Source organism: Vibrio sp. 1F253 (genome assembly GCF_041439295.1).
GTDB classification, from domain to species: Bacteria; Pseudomonadota; Gammaproteobacteria; order Enterobacterales; family Vibrionaceae; genus Vibrio; species Vibrio tasmaniensis_A.
The window spans coordinates 102,108-120,002 of record NZ_JBGONU010000001.1 but is presented as its reverse complement, the minus strand read 5'-3'; the positions used below and the strand labels follow the sequence as shown (position 1 = coordinate 120,002).

Below are 17,895 nucleotides of genomic sequence, written 5' to 3'. Positions count from 1 at the left end.
GGACTAGGAAAGAAATAATTATGACAACTCAAACCACTATCAATAACGAAAAGCTATCTCCGTGGCCTTGGCAGATTAAAGAGAGCACAACTCACTTTGATAACGCAGCAATGTCGACAATTTTGAAAGATTTAAGCCTTGCTTGTTACGTAGTGAACCACCCAGAAAAAGGCTTAGGCGTTAGCCAACAAGCAGAGATTACATCGGGCGATTCAGCAAGTTCAGCGAACAACCAACCTGTTAGCGCATTTGCTCCTGCTCTTGGTACACAAAGCCTAGGCGACGAAGATTTTCGTCGCTGCCACGGCGTGAAATACGCTTACTATGCAGGCGCAATGGCAAACGGCATTTCATCTGAAGAGTTGGTGATTGCGCTTGGTCAAGCAGGCATTCTTTGTTCATTTGGCGCAGCGGGCTTAATCCCGTCTCGCGTTGAACAAGCGATCAACCGTATTCAAGCAGCACTGCCAAACGGCCCTTATGCGTTTAACCTGATTCACAGTCCAAGCGAACCCGCACTAGAGCGCGGCAGTGTTGAACTATTTTTGAAGCACAAAGTGAAAACCGTTGAGGCTTCAGCATTCTTAGGTTTAACACCGCAAATCGTTCACTACCGTGCCGCTGGCCTTAGCCGCGATGCACAAGGTGAGATTCAGATTGGCAACAAGGTTATTGCTAAGGTAAGCCGTACTGAAGTCGCGAGTAAGTTCATGCAACCAGCTCCAGCTAAAATGCTGCAAGCTTTGGTTGATGAAGGTCGAATCACAGCAGAACAGATGGAACTGGCACAGCTGGTTCCTATGGCTGATGACATTACCGCAGAAGCCGATTCTGGTGGTCATACCGATAACCGTCCACTGGTTACCCTGCTGCCAACGATTCTTGCACTGAAAGAACAAACCCAAGCACAGTACCAATTCAAAACTCCGCTACGTGTCGGTTGTGGTGGTGGCGTAGGCACGCCTGACGCGGCTCTAGCGACGTTTAACATGGGTGCTGCTTACATTGTTACCGGTTCAATCAACCAAGCGTGTGTTGAGGCTGGCGCGAGCGAACACACACGTAAGCTGCTTTCGACAACTGAAATGGCTGACGTGACTATGGCTCCGGCAGCAGACATGTTCGAAATGGGCGTGAAACTGCAAGTGGTTAAGCGCGGCACTTTATTCCCAATGCGTGCGAACAAGTTGTATGAACTTTACACTCGCTACGACTCAATTGAAGCGATTCCAGTAGAAGAGCGTCTGAAGCTTGAGAAGCAAGTATTCCGTTCAACACTGGATGACATTTGGGCGGGGACTGTGGCGCACTTTAACGAGCGCGATCCTAAACAGATCGAGCGTGCTGAAGGTAACCCGAAACGTAAAATGGCGTTGATTTTCCGTTGGTACTTGGGTCTTTCAAGTCGTTGGTCAAACACAGGTGAACAAGGCCGTGAGATGGATTACCAAGTATGGGCAGGTCCTGCACTTGGCGCATTCAACGCATGGGCAAAAGACAGCTATCTAGATGATTACCAGCAGCGTAATGCCGTTGATCTTGCTAAGCATCTGATGCACGGTGCAGCTTACTTAGCTCGTGTTAACCTGCTGACCTCACAAGGTATCAAGCTTGATCCGGAACTAGCACGCTGGAAGCCGACGCAAAGAATGGCTTAAGTGCCGAGTAGCTAGCTAAATTTTACCAAATAAAAAAGCGACCTTAATTAGGTCGCTTTTCTTTGAATCATCGAAATGTCATTGCAGTCGTTGGTTATTTGATCGCTTTATTTAGCTTCTCGCCAACCACATCTAAACGCCAACCTTGCATAACATCTGGCAGCTTTTCAGGATTACGATCGTGCTTCCATATCCAGCTTAACACTTGGTTAAGTTGCTTCTTCGACGCCAAAAATTCAGTCGCTAAACCACTGTGTTGCGAAGCTGTTTTCACTTCATCTTTCAACACTTTGAAGAGTTGTTTGTAAGCTGGGTAGTCCATTAGACGTTCTACTGGCGCTGGGTATTCTTCTTCTGGCGTATGCTCAGCTAACTTAACGATTGAACTGATTTTAGCGCCATGGCGACGTACAGAGCGGTAATCAAAACCTTCTTGCTCCATATGTTTAGGATCTTTCATCGCGAAACGCGCTACTGCCCATAAGTCTTGCTCTTTAAAGACAAAGTTCAGCGCTAAATCGCGCTTGATTGCTTCTTTTAGACGCCAAGTTGCTAAAGGTCGTAAGATCGCTAACTGTTGAGGCTTTAGCTGCCACGCGCCTTTAATATCAAGGTAAGCGTTATCTGGGTTTGCTTTACGGATGCGCTTAGCCACTTGTAAATCAGACTCTTGCTGCGCCGCTTCCCACCAGCCCGCTTCCATCACTTTTTCTAGAAGCTTGTTGTACATTGGCATCAAGTAGTGAACGTCTGCTGCTGCGTAGTCGAGTTGCTTTTGAGAAAGCGGACGCGCTAGCCAGTCGGTGCGAGATTCACTCTTATCTAGGTCAACGCCTACAAACTCTGAAACGAGAGCTGCAAAGCCAGTTGAAAGACCATGACCTAAGAAGGCTGCCATGATCTGCGTATCAACCATTGGCGTTGGCGTACAGCCAAATGCGTTCTGGAACACTTCTAGATCTTCGCCACACGCGTGCAAAACTTTCAGTACTGAAGTGTCTTTCAATAACCCAACAAACGGGGTCATTTCATCAAGAGCAATAGGATCAATCAGTGACAGCGTTTCACCATCAAATAACTGAATTAAGCCTAATTGAGGGTAATAGGTTCTTGTACGAACGAACTCTGTATCAAGCATAACAACATCGGCTTCACGTGCTTGTTGGCAAACTCGCTCAAGGTCTTTCACTTGGGTAATGATTTGATAATCCACAAAAACTCTCACTGATTTTACTTTGATCGCCGGATACAAAAATGCCGACATTAACTGTCGGCATTCTAACACCATTTTTCAGCGCTCGCTTAGATTAAGCGCTGCTATGGCTTATGGTGCATCATCTTCTCGTAAATGAGCTCGTTACTCGCTTGCGCGTTTAGCAAGCTCAGCATCGTTCTCTTCACGAAGCACTCGGCGCAAGATTTTGCCTACATTGGTTTTTGGTAGTTCTTCACGGAACTCAATCAATTTAGGGATCTTGTAGCCCGTTAGGTGTTCACGACAGTGCGCGATAATGTCTTCTTTGGTTAGGCTCGGGGCACGTTTCACAACGTAAATCTTAACCAACTCACCTGACACTTCATGAGGTTGACCGATAGCCGCAACTTCTAACACTTTGCCATGCAGAGCCACAACATCTTCAATCTCGTTCGGGTAAACGTTGAAGCCCGACACTAGAATCATGTCTTTCTTACGGTCAACGATGTACAACAAGCCTTCATCATCAAACTTAACGATGTCACCTGTCGATAGCCAACCGTCTTGATCGATCACTTCTTTGGTCGCTTCTGGACGCTGCCAGTAACCTTGCATCACTTGAGGACCACGGACCTGCAATTCACCCACTTGGTCATTGCCAACCACTTTACCTTCATCATCAACAATACGAACTTCTGTTGATGGTACTGGCAGGCCGATTGCACCCGTATAGTCTTTCAAATCGTATGGGTTACCTGTGACCAAAGGAGCACATTCAGTTAAACCATAGCCTTCAAGTAGGTGGACACCTGTCGCTTTCTTCCATTGCTCAGCAACAGCGCGTTGAACCGCCATACCGCCGCCAACAGATAAACGCATGTTACTGAAATCCAACTCGTGGAAATCTTCGTTATTCACTAGCGCATTGAACAAGGTGTTTACGCCAGTAATCGCGGTAAACGGAACTTTTTGTAGTTCTTTAATAAAGCCAGGAATGTCACGAGGGTTAGTAATCAAAAGGTTACGACCACCCATCTCAACAAACAGTAAGCAGTTCACTGTCAATGCAAATACGTGGTAAAGCGGCAATGCCGTTACCACCAATTCACGGCCTTCTTGTAGCACAGGGCTGTATGCCCCTTTAGCTTGAAGTACGTTCGCAATCATATTGCGGTGCGTTAGAATTGCGCCCTTCGCTACACCCGTTGTACCACCTGTGTACTGTAGGAATGCGATGTCATCACCCGCCATAAACGGCTTCACATATTGAAGACGACGGCCTTTGTAAAGTGCCTTTCTGAATGAAATGGCACCCGGTAGATCGTACTTAGGCACCATACCTTTTACGTATTTCACTACGAAGTCGACAATCGTACCTTTCGCTCGTGGCAACATTTGCCCAAGGCTAGTGAGTACAACGTGTTTAACCGGAGTTTTATCAACGACTTTCTCTAGTGTGCTCGCAAAGTTAGAAACGATAACAATCGCCTTTGCGCCAGAGTCATTCAGTTGGTGTTCAAGTTCGCGAGGCGTGTACAGTGGGTTGACGTTCACAGCAATCATACCTGCACGCAGTACACCAAACAGTGCAATTGGGTATTGCAGCAAGTTTGGCATCATCAGCGCGACACGATCGCCTTTCTTCAGTTTTAGATCATTCTGCAAGTAAGCAGCAAAAGCACGACTGCGCTCTTCAAGCTTACGGAATGTCATAATCGATCCCATGTTCTCGAATGCAGGTTGGTCGGCGAACTTCTGTACCGACTGTTCAAACATTTCAATGAGAGATTGGTACTGATCTGGGTTGATCGTTTCTGGTACGTCACTTGGATAACGTGAAAGCCAAGGTTTATCCACGATGTTACTCCTCGTTTATCAGCTGACGACTGCTTCGCCGCTTTTTATCATTGCGGTATTACAGCACAGCTTTAGTGCATGAGCACTAAAAGGCTCAAACACTTGTTTAAATTTTGTTAACTACACCAAGAATTAGCTCTGAAACTAGCTCTGGGCTCTCTAAATGACAATGATGTCCGCCAGGAATCGTCTCTATATTCAGAGGACTATGCGCTGATTTGTAGCGATTATGCTGCAAATGTCGGTATCCATCATTCCCTAGGATTATTAATTGAGGACATTCAATAGCCGCCATAATCGCTTCAGCGTGCGCCTGTGACATTCGATATAACGAGTCACATTTTAGATTAGGGTCGCATCGCCATTGCCAAGAGTTCTCAAACTCGACAATACCTCGCTCAACAATAGGAGCGATTAATTCAGCATTAATTTGGTTGGCGTGAGCTCTCAGCTTAATAGCATCCTCAAGACTTGCCAGAGGACGTGAAGGCTTTCTTCGCTGTCGAAGACGACTAAGTACCCCATCCCTCAAGCGAGAGACTGTTTCGTGGGGAGCTTCAGAAAGAGGTCCGTGACCTTCAATTTGAATTAATCCTGACACATTTTCAGGAAAGGCGGCACTATAGCAACTTGCTATCAATGCACCAAGTGAATGTCCTACCAGCACCAGTCTGTTTGGCGATAATTTGGTCACTAGCTGGTGCAAATCATCAATATAGTCGTGAAATGGGTAGTAACTCCCCGACTTATGCGACGAGAAACCGTGCCCAAAAAGATCGATCGCAACCAAGTGAGTATCTGGAGAAAGCTTAGAGACTTGCTGCATGACCTGAGTAAAACTTGCGGAATTGTCTAGCCAGCCATGAATAAAAACGACCGTCGTTACGGTCGTTTGTGGGTTGCCAATCTGTTGTGTTGCAAGTGTCCCGCTCGCAAGGGAATATGACTGTTCAATCATTGATAGTATGGTGTCCCTGTCATTGGGTATGTCGAGTTAAGGTTCGACTATTGCACATCTTGAATCACACGCCCTGACTTAGGCATGGTTTGAAAGCTGCGACAATGTAAACTGCGGCAAGAGTAGTAAGTTGGCGCAAAGTCATTAATAACCACTCTTTCAGTGATCTGCCATAAACGTTGATTGTAGACATTCATGACTGGGAAAGTGTAAGGGTATTCACCAACCATACCGTCTTCAGTGCTATTTGATGTGCCAACTAAAGTAACTAAACGACCCTCAGCAAAGCTCAATGGTTCAACATAGCCGTCAATGTAACCAACAAAACGTCCTTTTGGTTCGGCATCAATATCAGGCTTACCACTACTAGAGATAGGTAAGTTCACCACTTCAACACGCGTTTTATCTTTCAGATTAGTGACTTTAGCAATCACGCCACCCAAACGAACATCACCGGCATCCGGTAGTGTGTTTACCCACTCTTGGTAGTCAGTTACCACCTGTTCTGAGTTTGCATTAAGTTCTTTAGGTAAAGAGGAGCACCCCATCACCATCGTAGAGAAAGCGACAAGGAAAAATAAGCGAGATTTAGATATGAGAGAATACATAATGCAGCTCCTTAGAGCAGGATAAATGAAAACACAAAGCTAGATATAAATATCGACCCCAATTAGCTTTGCAAGTTCCTCTTTTTTAGCTTGATTCATCACATCCATATACTCCTCCATCGCACGTCGTCCGCGCCCTTCTGGAAGATCATATTGAATCTGAGCCTTGTGAATTTCAGATTCTTTGACCTGGCGAATAGAATGCGAGACAGCATTCGCGACCTTTGTTGGCTGACCAACAGAGGTCTTTGCATCACCTTTTTTTACCTCATTCTTTTTGTTGGTTCGATTGGTTTTAGATGTATTGCCTATCGAAGAAGGAGGTAAGCCGTTGATTGAAACCATGCTTAAAGAATTTATTACCTAATTTTAATAACGGCTCTACAAAATAAACTGCAGAGCCAAAGTAATACGTATTTACTCGCGACCAGGCAGTTTTTTCCAAGTCACTTTATCACGTAAGTAAACCGGCTCAGACTCTTCAGCTGCAACCGCTTTGCCTTCAGCATAAGCAAATTGAGCAAGGAACGCCATGTCTTGAGCTTCTGGGAATAGCACTTCACACACTTTGGTGTTGATCGCTAGTGTGTCCATGTGCTCTGCATACGCTTCCCAACCGGTGCCGACTTTTGCCCATGTCTCAGAATCCGCTTCAAGCTGTTCAGCCAATTCGCTTGGAGGCGTCACACATTCCGCATCGACCGCAGTCCAACGACCATCATCTTCACGGCTGTAACGAGCCCAGTAAACTTCACTCATGCGAGCATCAATTGCTGTTGCAACATGAGTTTCGCCAAATTTACGGTAACTGCCTTGCGCCATCGCTGCCAGTGTAGACACACCGATCATCGGCAAATCAGCACCAAAAGCTAAGCCTTGAGCAATACCAATGCCAATACGTACACCCGTGAAACTGCCCGGGCCTTGGCCAAACGCGATCGCGTCGATATCGGTTAAAGCAACATTCGCTTCTTTCAGTACTTCATCAACCATAGGTAGAATTTTTTTCGTATGGTCTCGAGGTGCCTCTTCGCTACGTGCGAACACCTGGTCACCAATTACTAGTGCAACTGAACAGTTTTCAGTTGCGGTATCTACTGCAAGAATTTTCGCGCTCATTTGTGTCTCAAATATTCGTTATCTAATCTAAAATAATGGCTAAGCTCAACAATGCCAATTACTCAGCAGCGGTTGAATGGTCTTTAGCTAAGAATTCTTTAATGACCCCTAAGTCACGAGTACGTGGGATAGGCGGTAAACTCGCCAAAAATATGCCACCGTAATCGCGAGTCACCAATCGGTTGTCGCAGATAATCAAAGCGCCATTATCGCGCTTATCACGTATCAATCGACCGACACCTTGTTTCAAGGTAATCACTGCGTCTGGCAATTGTACTTGTGCAAAAGGATCACCCCCTTTCAACTTACAGTCTTCAATTCGAGCCTTAAGCAAAGGGTCATCAGGGGCTGTAAAGGGCAATTTATCGATGATAACACAGCTTAATGCATCGCCCCTAACATCTATACCTTCCCAGAAAGCCCCCGTGGCCACCAGCAATGCATTACCTAATTCCATGAATTCTGCTAAGGTTTTTTGCTTACTTGTCTCACCTTGCAGCAGAACGGGAACCGAGAGCGTTTCGCGGAACCGTTCACCCAATTCTTTCATCATGCTGTGTGAGGTACATAAAAAGAAACAGCGACCTTGGTTTTGCTCAATCACAGGGGTCAGCATTCTTACTAGCTTGTCCGCTAAGCCCGGGCTATTCGGCTCTGGTAGATAGCGAGGCACACACAAACGCGCCTGATTTGGGTAATCAAACGGGCTCGGTAGTGAAAACTGTGCCGACGGCTTTAGTCCTAATCGAGAAGTAAAATGATCGAAATCGTCCGACACCGCCAAAGTTGCAGAGGTAAACACCCAAGCACCCGGTTTTAGCTCAATCTGCTCATGGAATTTGTCGGCGACTGAGAGTGGCGTGATGTGCAAAGCAAAGTGTCGTGGCGTGGTGTCATACCAATACGAATAACCAGTAATCGACACGTCACATACACGTTCAATGCGCGACTTGATCATAGTGGCGCGTTCAAAAGCCGTGTCTAACAACTGGCTTCGACCCAATGCTAATTTCAATACATCAACGGCCAGTTGCAACGCATCTTGTAAGCGAACTAGCTCTCTCGCAATCGACTCTGACTTCAATGCTTCACGCCAGTTACCGCGAAAGCCCGTATCGCCAAGCACAATGCGTAGATCGGCTGACGATTGAACGAGCCTATCCCCTACTTTCTGCAGTTGGCGCATGTCTTTGGCTTCAGTTCGGTAAGCGATTTCAATGTCCTTGGCTAGCTCTTGGATCTGTCGGCTGGAAACCGATTGTCCGAAGTATTGGCTAGCGATATCGGGAAGTTGGTGCGCTTCATCGAAGATAAATACATCGGCTTCAGGTATCAGCTCACCAAACCCGGTTTCTTTGATCGCTAAATCCGCGAGGAACAAGTGGTGGTTCACTACAACAACATCAGAATCCATCGCTTTTTTACGCGCCTTCAGCACAAAGCAATCGGTGTAGCTTGGGCACTCTTTGCCTAAGCAGTTGTCGTTAGTCGAGGTAATGGTTGGAATGACCGGGCTATCTTCAGCAATATCATCACAGTCACCTAAATCGCCAGTTTGAGTCGCTGACGACCAGCTGCGCACTTTCACCAACTGAGCTAACAGCGTTGGATCGGTGTGAGTGCCATGGCTCTCGATCATTTGACGACTGAGCCTATCCAAGCACAAATAGTTTGAACGGCCTTTGAGTAACGCAACCTGACCATAAAAACCAAGCGCATCGACCATCAATGGTAAATCTCGGTGAAACAGCTGTTCTTGAAGGTTTTTAGACCCCGTACTGATGATCGTTTTCTTACCACTCAGCAGTGCTGGCACTAGATAAGCAAACGTCTTACCTGTTCCCGTTCCCGCTTCAACGACCAATTGGCTCTGTTGTTCAATAGCCTGTGAAACCGCTTCAGCCATGTCTAGCTGAGCTTGTCGAGGTTGGAACCCAGGGATCGCTTTACCCAAAGCACCATCAGCAGAAAACGTTTTAGATATCATAGAGTACGAAGTTTAGAAAAATAGAAGGCGAATTATGGCAGGTTTAGTGAGCCGGCGCGAATCAAGAATGACTTCGCACCGGAGGTGTTTGGTTCGGGTTAAGCTACCTAGAAGGTAAGAATTGAAGAAATAAAAATCAAAGAATCGTTATTATTTTCGGCTGAGATAACGCGACAACCAAGGGGCTCCTTCAAAATGATTATCGCAAGGCTGCATGGCTTTCACTGCATCGGTTGGTGAGGTTTTACTTTCCCACATTTCATCTAGAACATTACCATCTAACTCTGTACTTCCCGCTAATGAATTCACTCGTTTGCAGTACAGTTTTTTTGCTAGTAACTCTTTATCCATAAGTATCACCTCTATTTTTGGCCAAAGCGTCAATGCCTCGGTTGAAGTTGAAGTTCAAATGCGTACTACGGTCAAAACTTGAAAAATGAAGCTTCTGCCTTTTTTCTATCGAAAAACTGATATTTCTATATAAAACAATTTATCGATGCGATAAATGAGCAGCAGAATTTGTTGAAACCAACTTGATAATAGATTAATTATAACGGTGATACTGCGGCTCAGTTCACCGTTCGACGGCCTGCATTAAATTTTAAAGAATCCCGATTTCATATAATAAGTGCAACATTCATGGAAGTAAGATGCAAATGGAAAGAAAAACTTTATTAACACATTGTACTGACGCCCCAGGCCTCATCTCAAAGATCACCAACATTTGTTATAAGCACCAACTCAATATTATTCACAATAATGAGTTCGTTGATAACACAAGTGGCCACTTCTTTATGCGCACAGAGCTAGAGGGCTACTTCAATGACGAAACCTTACTCGCCGATTTAGACCAAGCCCTGCCAGAAAACACAAAACGTAAGCTGGTTGATTCATCTCGTAAGCGTGTTGTGATTCTGGTAACTAAAGAAGCACACTGCCTTGGCGATATTCTGATGAAGAACTTCGATGGCAGTTTAGATGTTGATATTGCGGCAGTAGTTGGTAACTACGATACACTGCAAAGCCTAACCGAGCGTTTTGATATCCCTTACCACCATGTTTCTCACGAAGGATTAAACCGTGAAGAGCATGAGAAGAAGATGTTGGAAGTCATTGACCAGTATGAGGCGGACTATCTAGTGCTTGCTAAATACATGCGAGTGCTGACGCCGGGGTTTGTTGAGAAGTACAACCACAAAATCATCAACATTCACCACAGTTTCTTGCCTGCATTCATTGGTGCTAAGCCATACCAGCAAGCTTACGAGCGCGGTGTGAAGATCATTGGTGCAACGGCACACTTTGTGACAAACGATCTCGATGAAGGTCCAATCATCAAGCAAGATGTTATCCCTGTGGATCACAACTTCAGCGCAAAAGACATGGCTCAAGCGGGTCGTGACGTAGAGAAGAACGTGTTGAGTAAGGCTTTAAACAAAGTGATCAATGATCACGTGTTTGTTTACGGCAACAAGACCGTGATTCTGTAGGTCGGAGGTTCGATTTCCGGTAAGACTTCCAGTTAAAACCCAATAAAAAACGCGCAATAGGGTTAATCCATTGCGCGTTTTTTGTATCTGATGATCTGACTAGCTTTATGAGATTTCCGACTATGGGAATGACGAACTCGGTGATGAATCTTATAACTATAGGCTCTAACATGCGCCCTCGAACACTCAGACTGTCAGCATCTAAAGGTAGACTCCGGCAAACACCATCAAACACCCCGTCATTCCGACGAGCCTTGGTGAGTTCAGGAATCTATTCCCAGCCATTCTCTAATCAAATTAGGCCTGTTCTGACTCAACAATCTTCTTCAAAGAGTGTGGATGCAGCTTAATGCAAATCCCTTGGTGCTTGAATGCAACCGTTGGATTATTCAAACGTTCACCCTCACCTTTCGGGCTAGAGAGTTTTATCTTAATGCCTTGATCTGCCAAATTTTCAAACTTAGCAGCGAACTTCGGGTAAGTCTCTTTAAGGTCTGCTAGGTACTCATCGGCCGTTTGAGCGTGAGACGGAATCACAAACTCTACATGCTCCCAATCTTGGCTCGGGTAAATCTTACCTTCAGCTGGGTAAGGCAGCTCTAAACATTCAATCTTCCAACCAAGACTTTGCAATGGTTTATCGAAAGCCAACACCACAATGGGACGACCATTGATCATCGTTTCTGAAATCGTAGAGCCGTATTCAGACCATGCTTGATGTGCTGATTTCGCAAGCTCAGTTTCATTGATTCTTAATGCAATGTGATCCGCTTGAGCAAAGCTTAAATCCAAACCCAGTAGATTTCCGAGGTTCTCAATTTTCGTCATAAACGTATCAAGGCGTGCAATCATTTGTTGTGGTTCTAGTTCAGCTTGCTTCAGGCTCATCGTCATTGTCTATGTTCTCCAAATAATGGCAGCATGGTATCAGTTTTACTTCCAGCAACAAGCGCTGCTTTGACAAAAAACACTCAAAAAGTACCGTGTCTTACTTTCCTAAATAGACAAACTTGGCTTGGTCAAAGTTGATTGTCAAAAACCCCTCAGGAAATGTTAATTTTCTATCAATTCGACCTATAAGAAAGCCCACAAAATTGGTATGATTAACGCCATTTTTGTGAACTTAAACAGAGTCTGTTGTTCATTTCAGCATTAAATCGTTAACTAGAAGCATAATTAGCCAAATTTAATGCCCACGAAATAACGGCTACTCTTATTCATCCTTGAATTGAAGGAAACGCGTGTGAATATCCAAGCACTGATTAATGACAAAGTATCTCAGGCTCTAGAAGCCGCTGGCGCACCTGCAGGCTCTCCTGCGGCTGTCCGTCAATCTGCAAAACCACAATTTGGTGACTACCAAGCAAACGGCATTATGGGTGTTGCTAAACGACTAGGCACTAACCCTCGAGAATTTGCTCAAAAAGTATTGGACGTTCTAAACCTAGACGGTATCGCTTCTAAAGTTGAAATCGCAGGTCCAGGTTTCCTAAACATCTTCCTAGATGAAGCGTTCCTGGCACAACAAGCAGACGCAGCGCTTGCTGACTCTCGCCTTGGTGTTTCAGCCGCAGAAGCACAAACGATTGTTGCTGACTACTCAGCTCCAAACGTTGCAAAAGAAATGCACGTAGGCCACTTACGTTCAACGATCATCGGTGATGCTGTTGTTCGTACACTTGAGTTCTTAGGTCACAAAGTTATCCGTGCTAACCACATTGGTGACTGGGGTACTCAATTCGGTATGCTTATCGCAAACCTTGAGCGCATCCAAGCTGAAACTGGTGAAGTTTCAATGGAACTGTCAGATCTTGAGCAGTTCTACCGTGAATCTAAAAAGCTTTACGACGAAGACGAAGAATTCGCTGTGAAAGCTCGTGGCTACGTAGTGAAACTGCAAGGTGGCGACGCATACTGTGCTGAAATGTGGAAAAAGCTGGTTGACGTAACCATGGTTCAAAACCAACGTAACTACGATCGCCTGAACGTATCACTGACACGTGATGATGTGATGGGTGAAAGTATGTACAACCATATGCTTTCAAACATCGTTTCTGACCTACAAACACAAGGTCTAGCAAAAGAGTCTGACGGCGCACAAGTTGTATTCCTAGACGAATACAAAAACAAAGATGGCGACCCTATGGGCGTTATCGTGCAAAAACGTGACGGTGGCTTCCTATACACCACCACCGATATTGCATGTGCTAAATATCGTTTTGAAGAACTGGGCGCAGATCGCGTACTTTACTTCATCGACTCTCGTCAGCACCAACACCTAATGCAAGCTTGGACTATCGTTCGTAAAGCGGGTTATGTTCCTGAGTCTGTATCTCTTGAGCACCACGCGTTCGGCATGATGCTAGGTAAAGATGGTAAACCATTTAAAACTCGTGCTGGCGGTACAGTGCGTCTTGCTGACCTTCTGGACGAAGCAGAAGTACGTGCAACTCAGCTGATTGAATCTAAAAACCCTGAGCTAGCAGAAGACGAGAAGAAAACCATTGCGAACACAGTAGCAATGGCAGCAGTTAAATACGCAGACCTTTCTAAGCACCGTACCACTGATTACGTGTTCGACTGGGAAAACATGCTGGCATTTGAAGGCAACACAGCACCGTACATGCAGTACGCATACACTCGTGTCGCTTCAATCTTTGCTAAAGCAGGCATTTCTATGGACTCTCTAGAAGGTGAAATCAAAATCACTGAAGAGAAAGAGAAAGCCCTTATCGCGAAACTTCTACAATTTGAAGAAGCGGTACAGTCTGTTGCTCGTGAAGGTCAACCACACATCATGTGTAGCTACCTGTTCGAACTTGCTGGTCAATTCTCTAGCTTCTACGAAGCATGCCCTATCCTTGTGGCTGAAGATGAAACCGTTAAACAGAGCCGCCTGAAGCTTGCTGCACTGACAGCTAAGACTATCAAGCAAGGCCTGTCGCTTCTAGGCATCGAGACTCTAGAGCGTATGTAATTCCCTTCGGGTTACAATGAATAAATACAAAGGTTGATGTGAGAGCATCAACCTTTTGTTTTATCTAACGTATACTGATACCAATCGTAGTAAATAACTAATCATCCTAGCTGGTTAAAACGCTCGATAACTACGTTAGAGTTTTTGATTGTAGAGTAACTACTTATCAAAAGAATCTGCCTTGTTCTCAAACCTTTTTCCTGCGCTATTTCTGATCATTTACTTACTGTGATTGGTATGACTTCAAGAAATCGAAATGGATAATAATAATGAGCTTTGAACTTCACCCACAGTTAGCAAAAGACACCACGCTTATCGGCGAATTTCCACTAAGCTTGGCACTGCTAAGCAAAGACAGCGCAGTGCCTTGGGTTATCTTGGTGCCAAAACGCGCCAACCTAAAAGAGTTGCACCATCTGCCAATGAAAGAACAACAGCAGTTCTTGCTTGAGTCTCAAGCGGTAAGCCAAGCATTAGAAGCGACATTCCAACCAGACAAATTAAACCTTGGCGCGCTGGGTAACATGGTGCCACAGCTACACATTCACCATATTGCGCGCTTCAAAGACGACATCGCATGGCCAGGCCCGGTATGGGGCAATACCAAAGGTGAGCAACGTACGGAAGAAGAACAAGCTGCAATCCATACTCGTATCCAAAACGTTTTGTCGCTGAGTTCTATCTTCAAGAAAGCGTAATTTGAGTTGTTCTCATTGAACTTTAAACAAGGCAGTTCAGAAAAGACACATAACAAAAAGCCGCTCACCTAAAATAGGTGAGCGGCTTTTTTATTGTCTAATCTCGTCGCTTTCAACGAGAGTATGAAGGCCTGAACTACATCATCACATTCAGTGACAAACCATCTTGTTTGCTGATGGTGTAGCGAATACGTGTTGTGTGACCATGCTTATTGGTGTCGACCAAGCGAGATATCTTGCCTTTCTTGACCCACACTCCCAGCATCGCATCGATACCGTCTTCACTTACCCCAAACTTAGATGCAAGCTCACTACGTGCAGCGACACCTTCGTTATCAATGTATCGATGAAGTTCAGTTAAAATCATACTACTTGCACCTCAAGTGCTTTTTGCTTACTGCCGATTTTCTTGAAGATGCGATACGTCACCACAAAACCACCAGCAATTGCCACCATCCACACAGCACTACTTACTGGGTGTACAGAGAAGTTTGCTGCTTGGTAATAGAAGGTCGCACCGAAGTAACCAAGTGCCATTGTCCAAACTGCGATGAAGCGGGCAAACGTCTGACCAAATTCACGAACATAAGCACCCATCGCTGCCACACAAGGTGTGTAAAGCAAGATTAGGATTAAGTAAGCAAACGCAGCGTGGCCTGATACAAACTTATCTTTCAAGTTACCAAAGATCGAAGTATCAACCTCTTGATCAGCAACCACAGAACTAGAGTCAGACAAGTCACCAACTTCAATACCTAATGGATCGGAATAGCTCAAACCAGCAAGGTTTTCAGGAATGGTCATTACGGCTTCTTCTAAACTTGCCGCTAGATCAAACTCAGCCGCTTCTTCATCAGAAGGTGTAGTGTATAAGCTATTTAGCGTACCAACCACAGCTTCTTTCGCAAAAATACCGGTAATGATACCAACCGTTGCAGGCCAGTTCTCTTCAGTAATACCAATCGGTTGGAACACTGGAGTTACAACTTGAGCCGCTTTAGATAGCACAGAACTTTCACTATCTTCGTTACCAAAACTGCCGTCCATACCTAATGAATTCAAGAAACTCAGAATTGCCACAACCATTACAATGGTTTTACCTGCGCCAAGCACGAAACGTTTCAGCTTCTGCCAAGTTTTCAGCATCACGTTTTGCACGGTCGGCAATTCGTAATCCGGCATTTCCATAACCAAGCTATCGCTGCTACCAGGATAGATAGTATTTTTAAGGAACAAGCCCGTAAATACAGAAGCCAGAATACCCATGATGTACAGAGCGAACACAACGTTTTGTCCAGCACCAGGAAAGAATGCAGCAGCAAACAGTGCGTATACAGGTAGACGAGCACCACATGACATAAACGGTGCCATTGAAGCGGCGAGTTTACGTTCGCGCTCTTGGTCAAGAGTACGCGTTGCCATGATAGAAGGTACGTTACAGCCAAAACCCAGAACAAGTGGTACAAATGCTTTGCCCGGTAAGCCAATTTTCTGCATCACTTTATCCAGTACAAATGCAGCGCGGGCCATGTAGCCTGAACTTTCTAGTACCGCTAAGAACAAGTAAAGCGCGGCAATAACCGGAATAAAGGTCGCAACCGTTTGGATACCACCACCAATACCATCAGCAAGAACGGTGACTAGCCAAACCGGTAAGTGACCATCTAATAAGTGATGTCCGCCATCAACTAATATTGCGCCAACACCAATATCGAAGAAGTCGATAAACGCGCTACCGATATTGATAGAGAACATAAACATTAGGTACATGATGACGAAGAAGAAAGGAATCCCGACCCATTTATTCAAAATGAATTGATCGGCTTTCTCTGTGAAATTACGGCTCAGTTTGCCTTCGCTGCGACGAACTCGTTTACAAAGTTCATGTAAGAAAGTGTATTTAGCGTCAGCAACAGCAAGATCAATATCGAAATCGGCACCAAGACGCACACTATCAATTTGAGTGCGAGTTTGTGGGGCCAAACCATTCAATACCAAGTAATCATTTTCTAAAGCACGAATCGCTAGCGCTCGGTGAGATACGTCAGCATCATCAAATTGTGACTCAACAGAAGGAATAAGAGCTTCTAACGCGACATCGTAATCAATAGAGATAGGATCAAGACTCACACCTTGAACCAGAAGCTTATGCAAACGCTCTTTAAAACGAACCACTTGTCCTTTATCGTTTGCTGACAAGCTTAGAACCGGGCAACCTAGCTCTTTTTCTAGAGCCTTAAGACTAATCACCTGACGCTCACGCTTTAATACATCCATTTTGTTCAATACAACGATCATTGGGCGACCCAACTCTCGCAATTGTAATGTCATGTATAAGCTTCTTTCCAAACAGCTAGCATCAACAACATTGATGATGACGTCCGCTGGGTGAGTAAGCACGGCGCGTGATGCAATAGACTCATCGATACTGTTTGCATCATTGCCACTGTCTAGTGCATAAATGCCTGGTAAATCCGTTAACTGAAATTGATCACCAGCGTGCGAATATAAACCGGTTTTCTTTTCTACGGTCACACCAACCCAGTTACCAACGTGCTGTTTTGCGCCAGTTAATGCGTTAAATAATGTTGTTTTACCACTATTAGGGTTACCAACAGTAAGAACTTGATAATCCATTTAGATAACCTCGATTTGTTCTGCAATGCTTTCACGAATGGCTATAGAAACACCTCTCACTTCAACTTGAAGCGGATCACCCATAGGTGCACGACGGATAAGTGTCACCTCGGTTTTTGGCAACATGCCCATAACCATTAGTTTTTTTCTAACGTCTGGTGTTAAACCTGTAAGTGCAACAATAGAAGCCGCTTTTCCTTGCTCTAGTTGTGAGAGTTTCATAAGTACCCAGTTCGAGATTGATAATGAGAAAGATTGTTATTACCGACATAATACACGCACATACCCACAATTCTATTGTGTGAAATCAATGTTTTCGAAAATACACTCTCGTAAATTTCGTTAAAAACGTTTACGTCAAAAACGTCACTTTCAACAATTAGTGGGGACTACCTTACTAGTACGTGTCAACCAGAAAACAATAAGGCAATAATAATCAACAACTTATAATAATGTCGGTTTTCTCACAGTCATCTGTCGTTAATTTTATAAGCAAAACAAGTCGCTACCCGTATAGTTACTCCATCGAAGAGAAACTCTTTCTCTTTAATTTTATTCCAGAGGTGATGTGGCTTGCCATATCACTCCGGCAGCAAGCGAAGGTGTCATTGGCACCCGTGGTATAGTCCCCCCGGCTATACCACGATATTTTTTTTCTTCCTTTTGTTTTAACCCAAAAACCTTTTTAAACTCCCCCAACTATCGTTATAT

16 protein-coding genes are annotated in these 17,895 nt (G+C 44.8%); 4 read left to right on the top strand and 12 right to left on the bottom strand.

Annotated elements, in window-relative coordinates; all coding sequences use genetic code 11:
• The first annotated feature begins 20 nt into the window (after window positions 1-20).
• Window positions 21-1,658, top strand: coding sequence for an eicosapentaenoate synthase subunit PfaD (gene pfaD / locus ACED28_RS00600; RefSeq protein WP_371709054.1), 1,638 nt, complete (start codon window positions 21-23; stop codon window positions 1,656-1,658).
• A 94-nt stretch (window positions 1,659-1,752) separates the two neighbouring features.
• Here the strand turns inward: pfaD and rnd are convergent, their stop codons facing one another.
• The 8 genes from rnd to ACED28_RS00560 form a co-directional block, all read right to left on the bottom strand.
• On the bottom strand, window positions 1,753-2,871 hold the full coding sequence (gene rnd / locus ACED28_RS00595; protein ID WP_371709053.1) for a ribonuclease D: 1,119 nt from the start codon (window positions 2,869-2,871) through the stop codon (window positions 1,753-1,755).
• A gap of 144 nt (window positions 2,872-3,015) precedes the next feature.
• Window positions 3,016-4,710: a long-chain-fatty-acid--CoA ligase FadD gene (gene fadD, locus ACED28_RS00590; protein ID WP_371709052.1), complete on the bottom strand. Its 1,695-nt coding sequence runs from the start codon at window positions 4,708-4,710 to the stop codon at window positions 3,016-3,018.
• A 106-nt stretch (window positions 4,711-4,816) separates the two neighbouring features.
• Entirely contained in the window at window positions 4,817-5,668 is an 852-nt protein-coding gene (locus tag ACED28_RS00585) for an alpha/beta fold hydrolase (RefSeq protein ID WP_009847300.1), read from the bottom strand.
• A 47-nt stretch (window positions 5,669-5,715) separates the two neighbouring features.
• Entirely contained in the window at window positions 5,716-6,276 is a 561-nt protein-coding gene (locus ACED28_RS00580) for a Slp family lipoprotein (RefSeq protein WP_009847301.1), read from the bottom strand.
• Window positions 6,277-6,315: 39 nt separating this feature from the next.
• Window positions 6,316-6,621 (bottom strand): hypothetical protein, encoded by a 306-nt coding sequence (locus ACED28_RS00575; protein WP_009847302.1) that lies wholly within the window; start codon window positions 6,619-6,621, stop codon window positions 6,316-6,318.
• Window positions 6,622-6,693: 72 nt separating this feature from the next.
• Entirely contained in the window at window positions 6,694-7,395 is a 702-nt protein-coding gene (gene tsaB, locus ACED28_RS00570) for a tRNA (adenosine(37)-N6)-threonylcarbamoyltransferase complex dimerization subunit type 1 TsaB (RefSeq protein ID WP_371709051.1), read from the bottom strand.
• A 58-nt stretch (window positions 7,396-7,453) separates the two neighbouring features.
• The gene (locus tag ACED28_RS00565; RefSeq protein WP_012604520.1) at window positions 7,454-9,382 is read right to left on the bottom strand and encodes an ATP-dependent DNA helicase; all 1,929 of its coding nucleotides are present in this window, start codon (window positions 9,380-9,382) and stop codon (window positions 7,454-7,456) included.
• 150 nt (window positions 9,383-9,532) lie between these two features.
• Window positions 9,533-9,733, bottom strand: coding sequence for a hypothetical protein (locus ACED28_RS00560; RefSeq protein ID WP_009847305.1), 201 nt, complete (start codon window positions 9,731-9,733; stop codon window positions 9,533-9,535).
• Window positions 9,734-10,038: 305 nt separating this feature from the next.
• On the opposite strand from ACED28_RS00560, the gene purU reads away from it, so the two are divergent.
• Complete coding sequence (purU, locus tag ACED28_RS00555) at window positions 10,039-10,872, top strand: formyltetrahydrofolate deformylase (protein ID WP_012604522.1); 834 nt, start codon at window positions 10,039-10,041, stop codon at window positions 10,870-10,872.
• Between the two features lie 297 nt (window positions 10,873-11,169).
• Here purU and ACED28_RS00550 read toward each other — a convergent pair whose 3' ends face one another.
• A complete protein-coding gene (locus ACED28_RS00550; protein WP_371709050.1) occupies window positions 11,170-11,766 on the bottom strand; it encodes a VOC family protein in 597 nt (198 codons plus the stop codon).
• Window positions 11,767-12,115: 349 nt separating this feature from the next.
• On the opposite strand from ACED28_RS00550, the gene argS reads away from it, so the two are divergent.
• Together argS and ACED28_RS00540 are read left to right on the top strand one after the other, a co-directional pair.
• Complete coding sequence (gene argS, locus ACED28_RS00545; RefSeq protein ID WP_371709049.1) at window positions 12,116-13,849, top strand: arginine--tRNA ligase; 1,734 nt, start codon at window positions 12,116-12,118, stop codon at window positions 13,847-13,849.
• Window positions 13,850-14,118: 269 nt separating this feature from the next.
• Entirely contained in the window at window positions 14,119-14,547 is a 429-nt protein-coding gene (locus ACED28_RS00540) for an HIT domain-containing protein (RefSeq protein ID WP_065110960.1), read from the top strand.
• 136 nt (window positions 14,548-14,683) lie between these two features.
• Here the strand turns inward: ACED28_RS00540 and ACED28_RS00535 are convergent, their stop codons facing one another.
• From ACED28_RS00535 to ACED28_RS00525, 3 genes are read right to left on the bottom strand one after another with little or no spacing between them, the layout of a single operon-like run.
• Entirely contained in the window at window positions 14,684-14,914 is a 231-nt protein-coding gene (locus tag ACED28_RS00535) for a FeoC-like transcriptional regulator (RefSeq protein WP_017103228.1), read from the bottom strand.
• Complete coding sequence (gene feoB / locus ACED28_RS00530; RefSeq protein ID WP_371709048.1) at window positions 14,911-17,184, bottom strand: Fe(2+) transporter permease subunit FeoB; 2,274 nt, start codon at window positions 17,182-17,184, stop codon at window positions 14,911-14,913. The genes ACED28_RS00535 and feoB overlap by 4 nt, the downstream gene beginning before the upstream one ends.
• Complete coding sequence (locus ACED28_RS00525; RefSeq protein ID WP_004734203.1) at window positions 17,185-17,406, bottom strand: FeoA family protein; 222 nt, start codon at window positions 17,404-17,406, stop codon at window positions 17,185-17,187. It abuts the gene before it with no gap.
• Between the last annotated feature and the right edge of the window lie 489 nt (window positions 17,407-17,895).

What these genes read in the sequence shown, in the direction of transcription:
- pfaD (WP_371709054.1), top strand. Translation starts at nt 21, where the DNA reads ATGACAACTCAAACCACTATCAATAACGAAAAGCTATCTCCGTGGCCT.
- ACED28_RS00585 (WP_009847300.1), bottom strand. Translation starts at nt 5,668, where the DNA reads ATGATTGAACAGTCATATTCCCTTGCGAGCGGGACACTTGCAACACAA.
- ACED28_RS00580 (WP_009847301.1), bottom strand. Translation starts at nt 6,276, where the DNA reads ATGTATTCTCTCATATCTAAATCTCGCTTATTTTTCCTTGTCGCTTTC.
- ACED28_RS00575 (WP_009847302.1), bottom strand. Translation starts at nt 6,621, where the DNA reads ATGGTTTCAATCAACGGCTTACCTCCTTCTTCGATAGGCAATACATCT.
- tsaB (WP_371709051.1), bottom strand. Translation starts at nt 7,395, where the DNA reads ATGAGCGCGAAAATTCTTGCAGTAGATACCGCAACTGAAAACTGTTCA.
- ACED28_RS00565 (WP_012604520.1), bottom strand. Translation starts at nt 9,382, where the DNA reads ATGATATCTAAAACGTTTTCTGCTGATGGTGCTTTGGGTAAAGCGATC.
- ACED28_RS00560 (WP_009847305.1), bottom strand. Translation starts at nt 9,733, where the DNA reads ATGGATAAAGAGTTACTAGCAAAAAAACTGTACTGCAAACGAGTGAAT.
- purU (WP_012604522.1), top strand. Translation starts at nt 10,039, where the DNA reads ATGGAAAGAAAAACTTTATTAACACATTGTACTGACGCCCCAGGCCTC.
- ACED28_RS00550 (WP_371709050.1), bottom strand. Translation starts at nt 11,766, where the DNA reads ATGACGATGAGCCTGAAGCAAGCTGAACTAGAACCACAACAAATGATT.
- ACED28_RS00540 (WP_065110960.1), top strand. Translation starts at nt 14,119, where the DNA reads ATGAGCTTTGAACTTCACCCACAGTTAGCAAAAGACACCACGCTTATC.
- ACED28_RS00535 (WP_017103228.1), bottom strand. Translation starts at nt 14,914, where the DNA reads ATGATTTTAACTGAACTTCATCGATACATTGATAACGAAGGTGTCGCT.
- feoB (WP_371709048.1), bottom strand. Translation starts at nt 17,184, where the DNA reads ATGGATTATCAAGTTCTTACTGTTGGTAACCCTAATAGTGGTAAAACA.
- ACED28_RS00525 (WP_004734203.1), bottom strand. Translation starts at nt 17,406, where the DNA reads ATGAAACTCTCACAACTAGAGCAAGGAAAAGCGGCTTCTATTGTTGCA.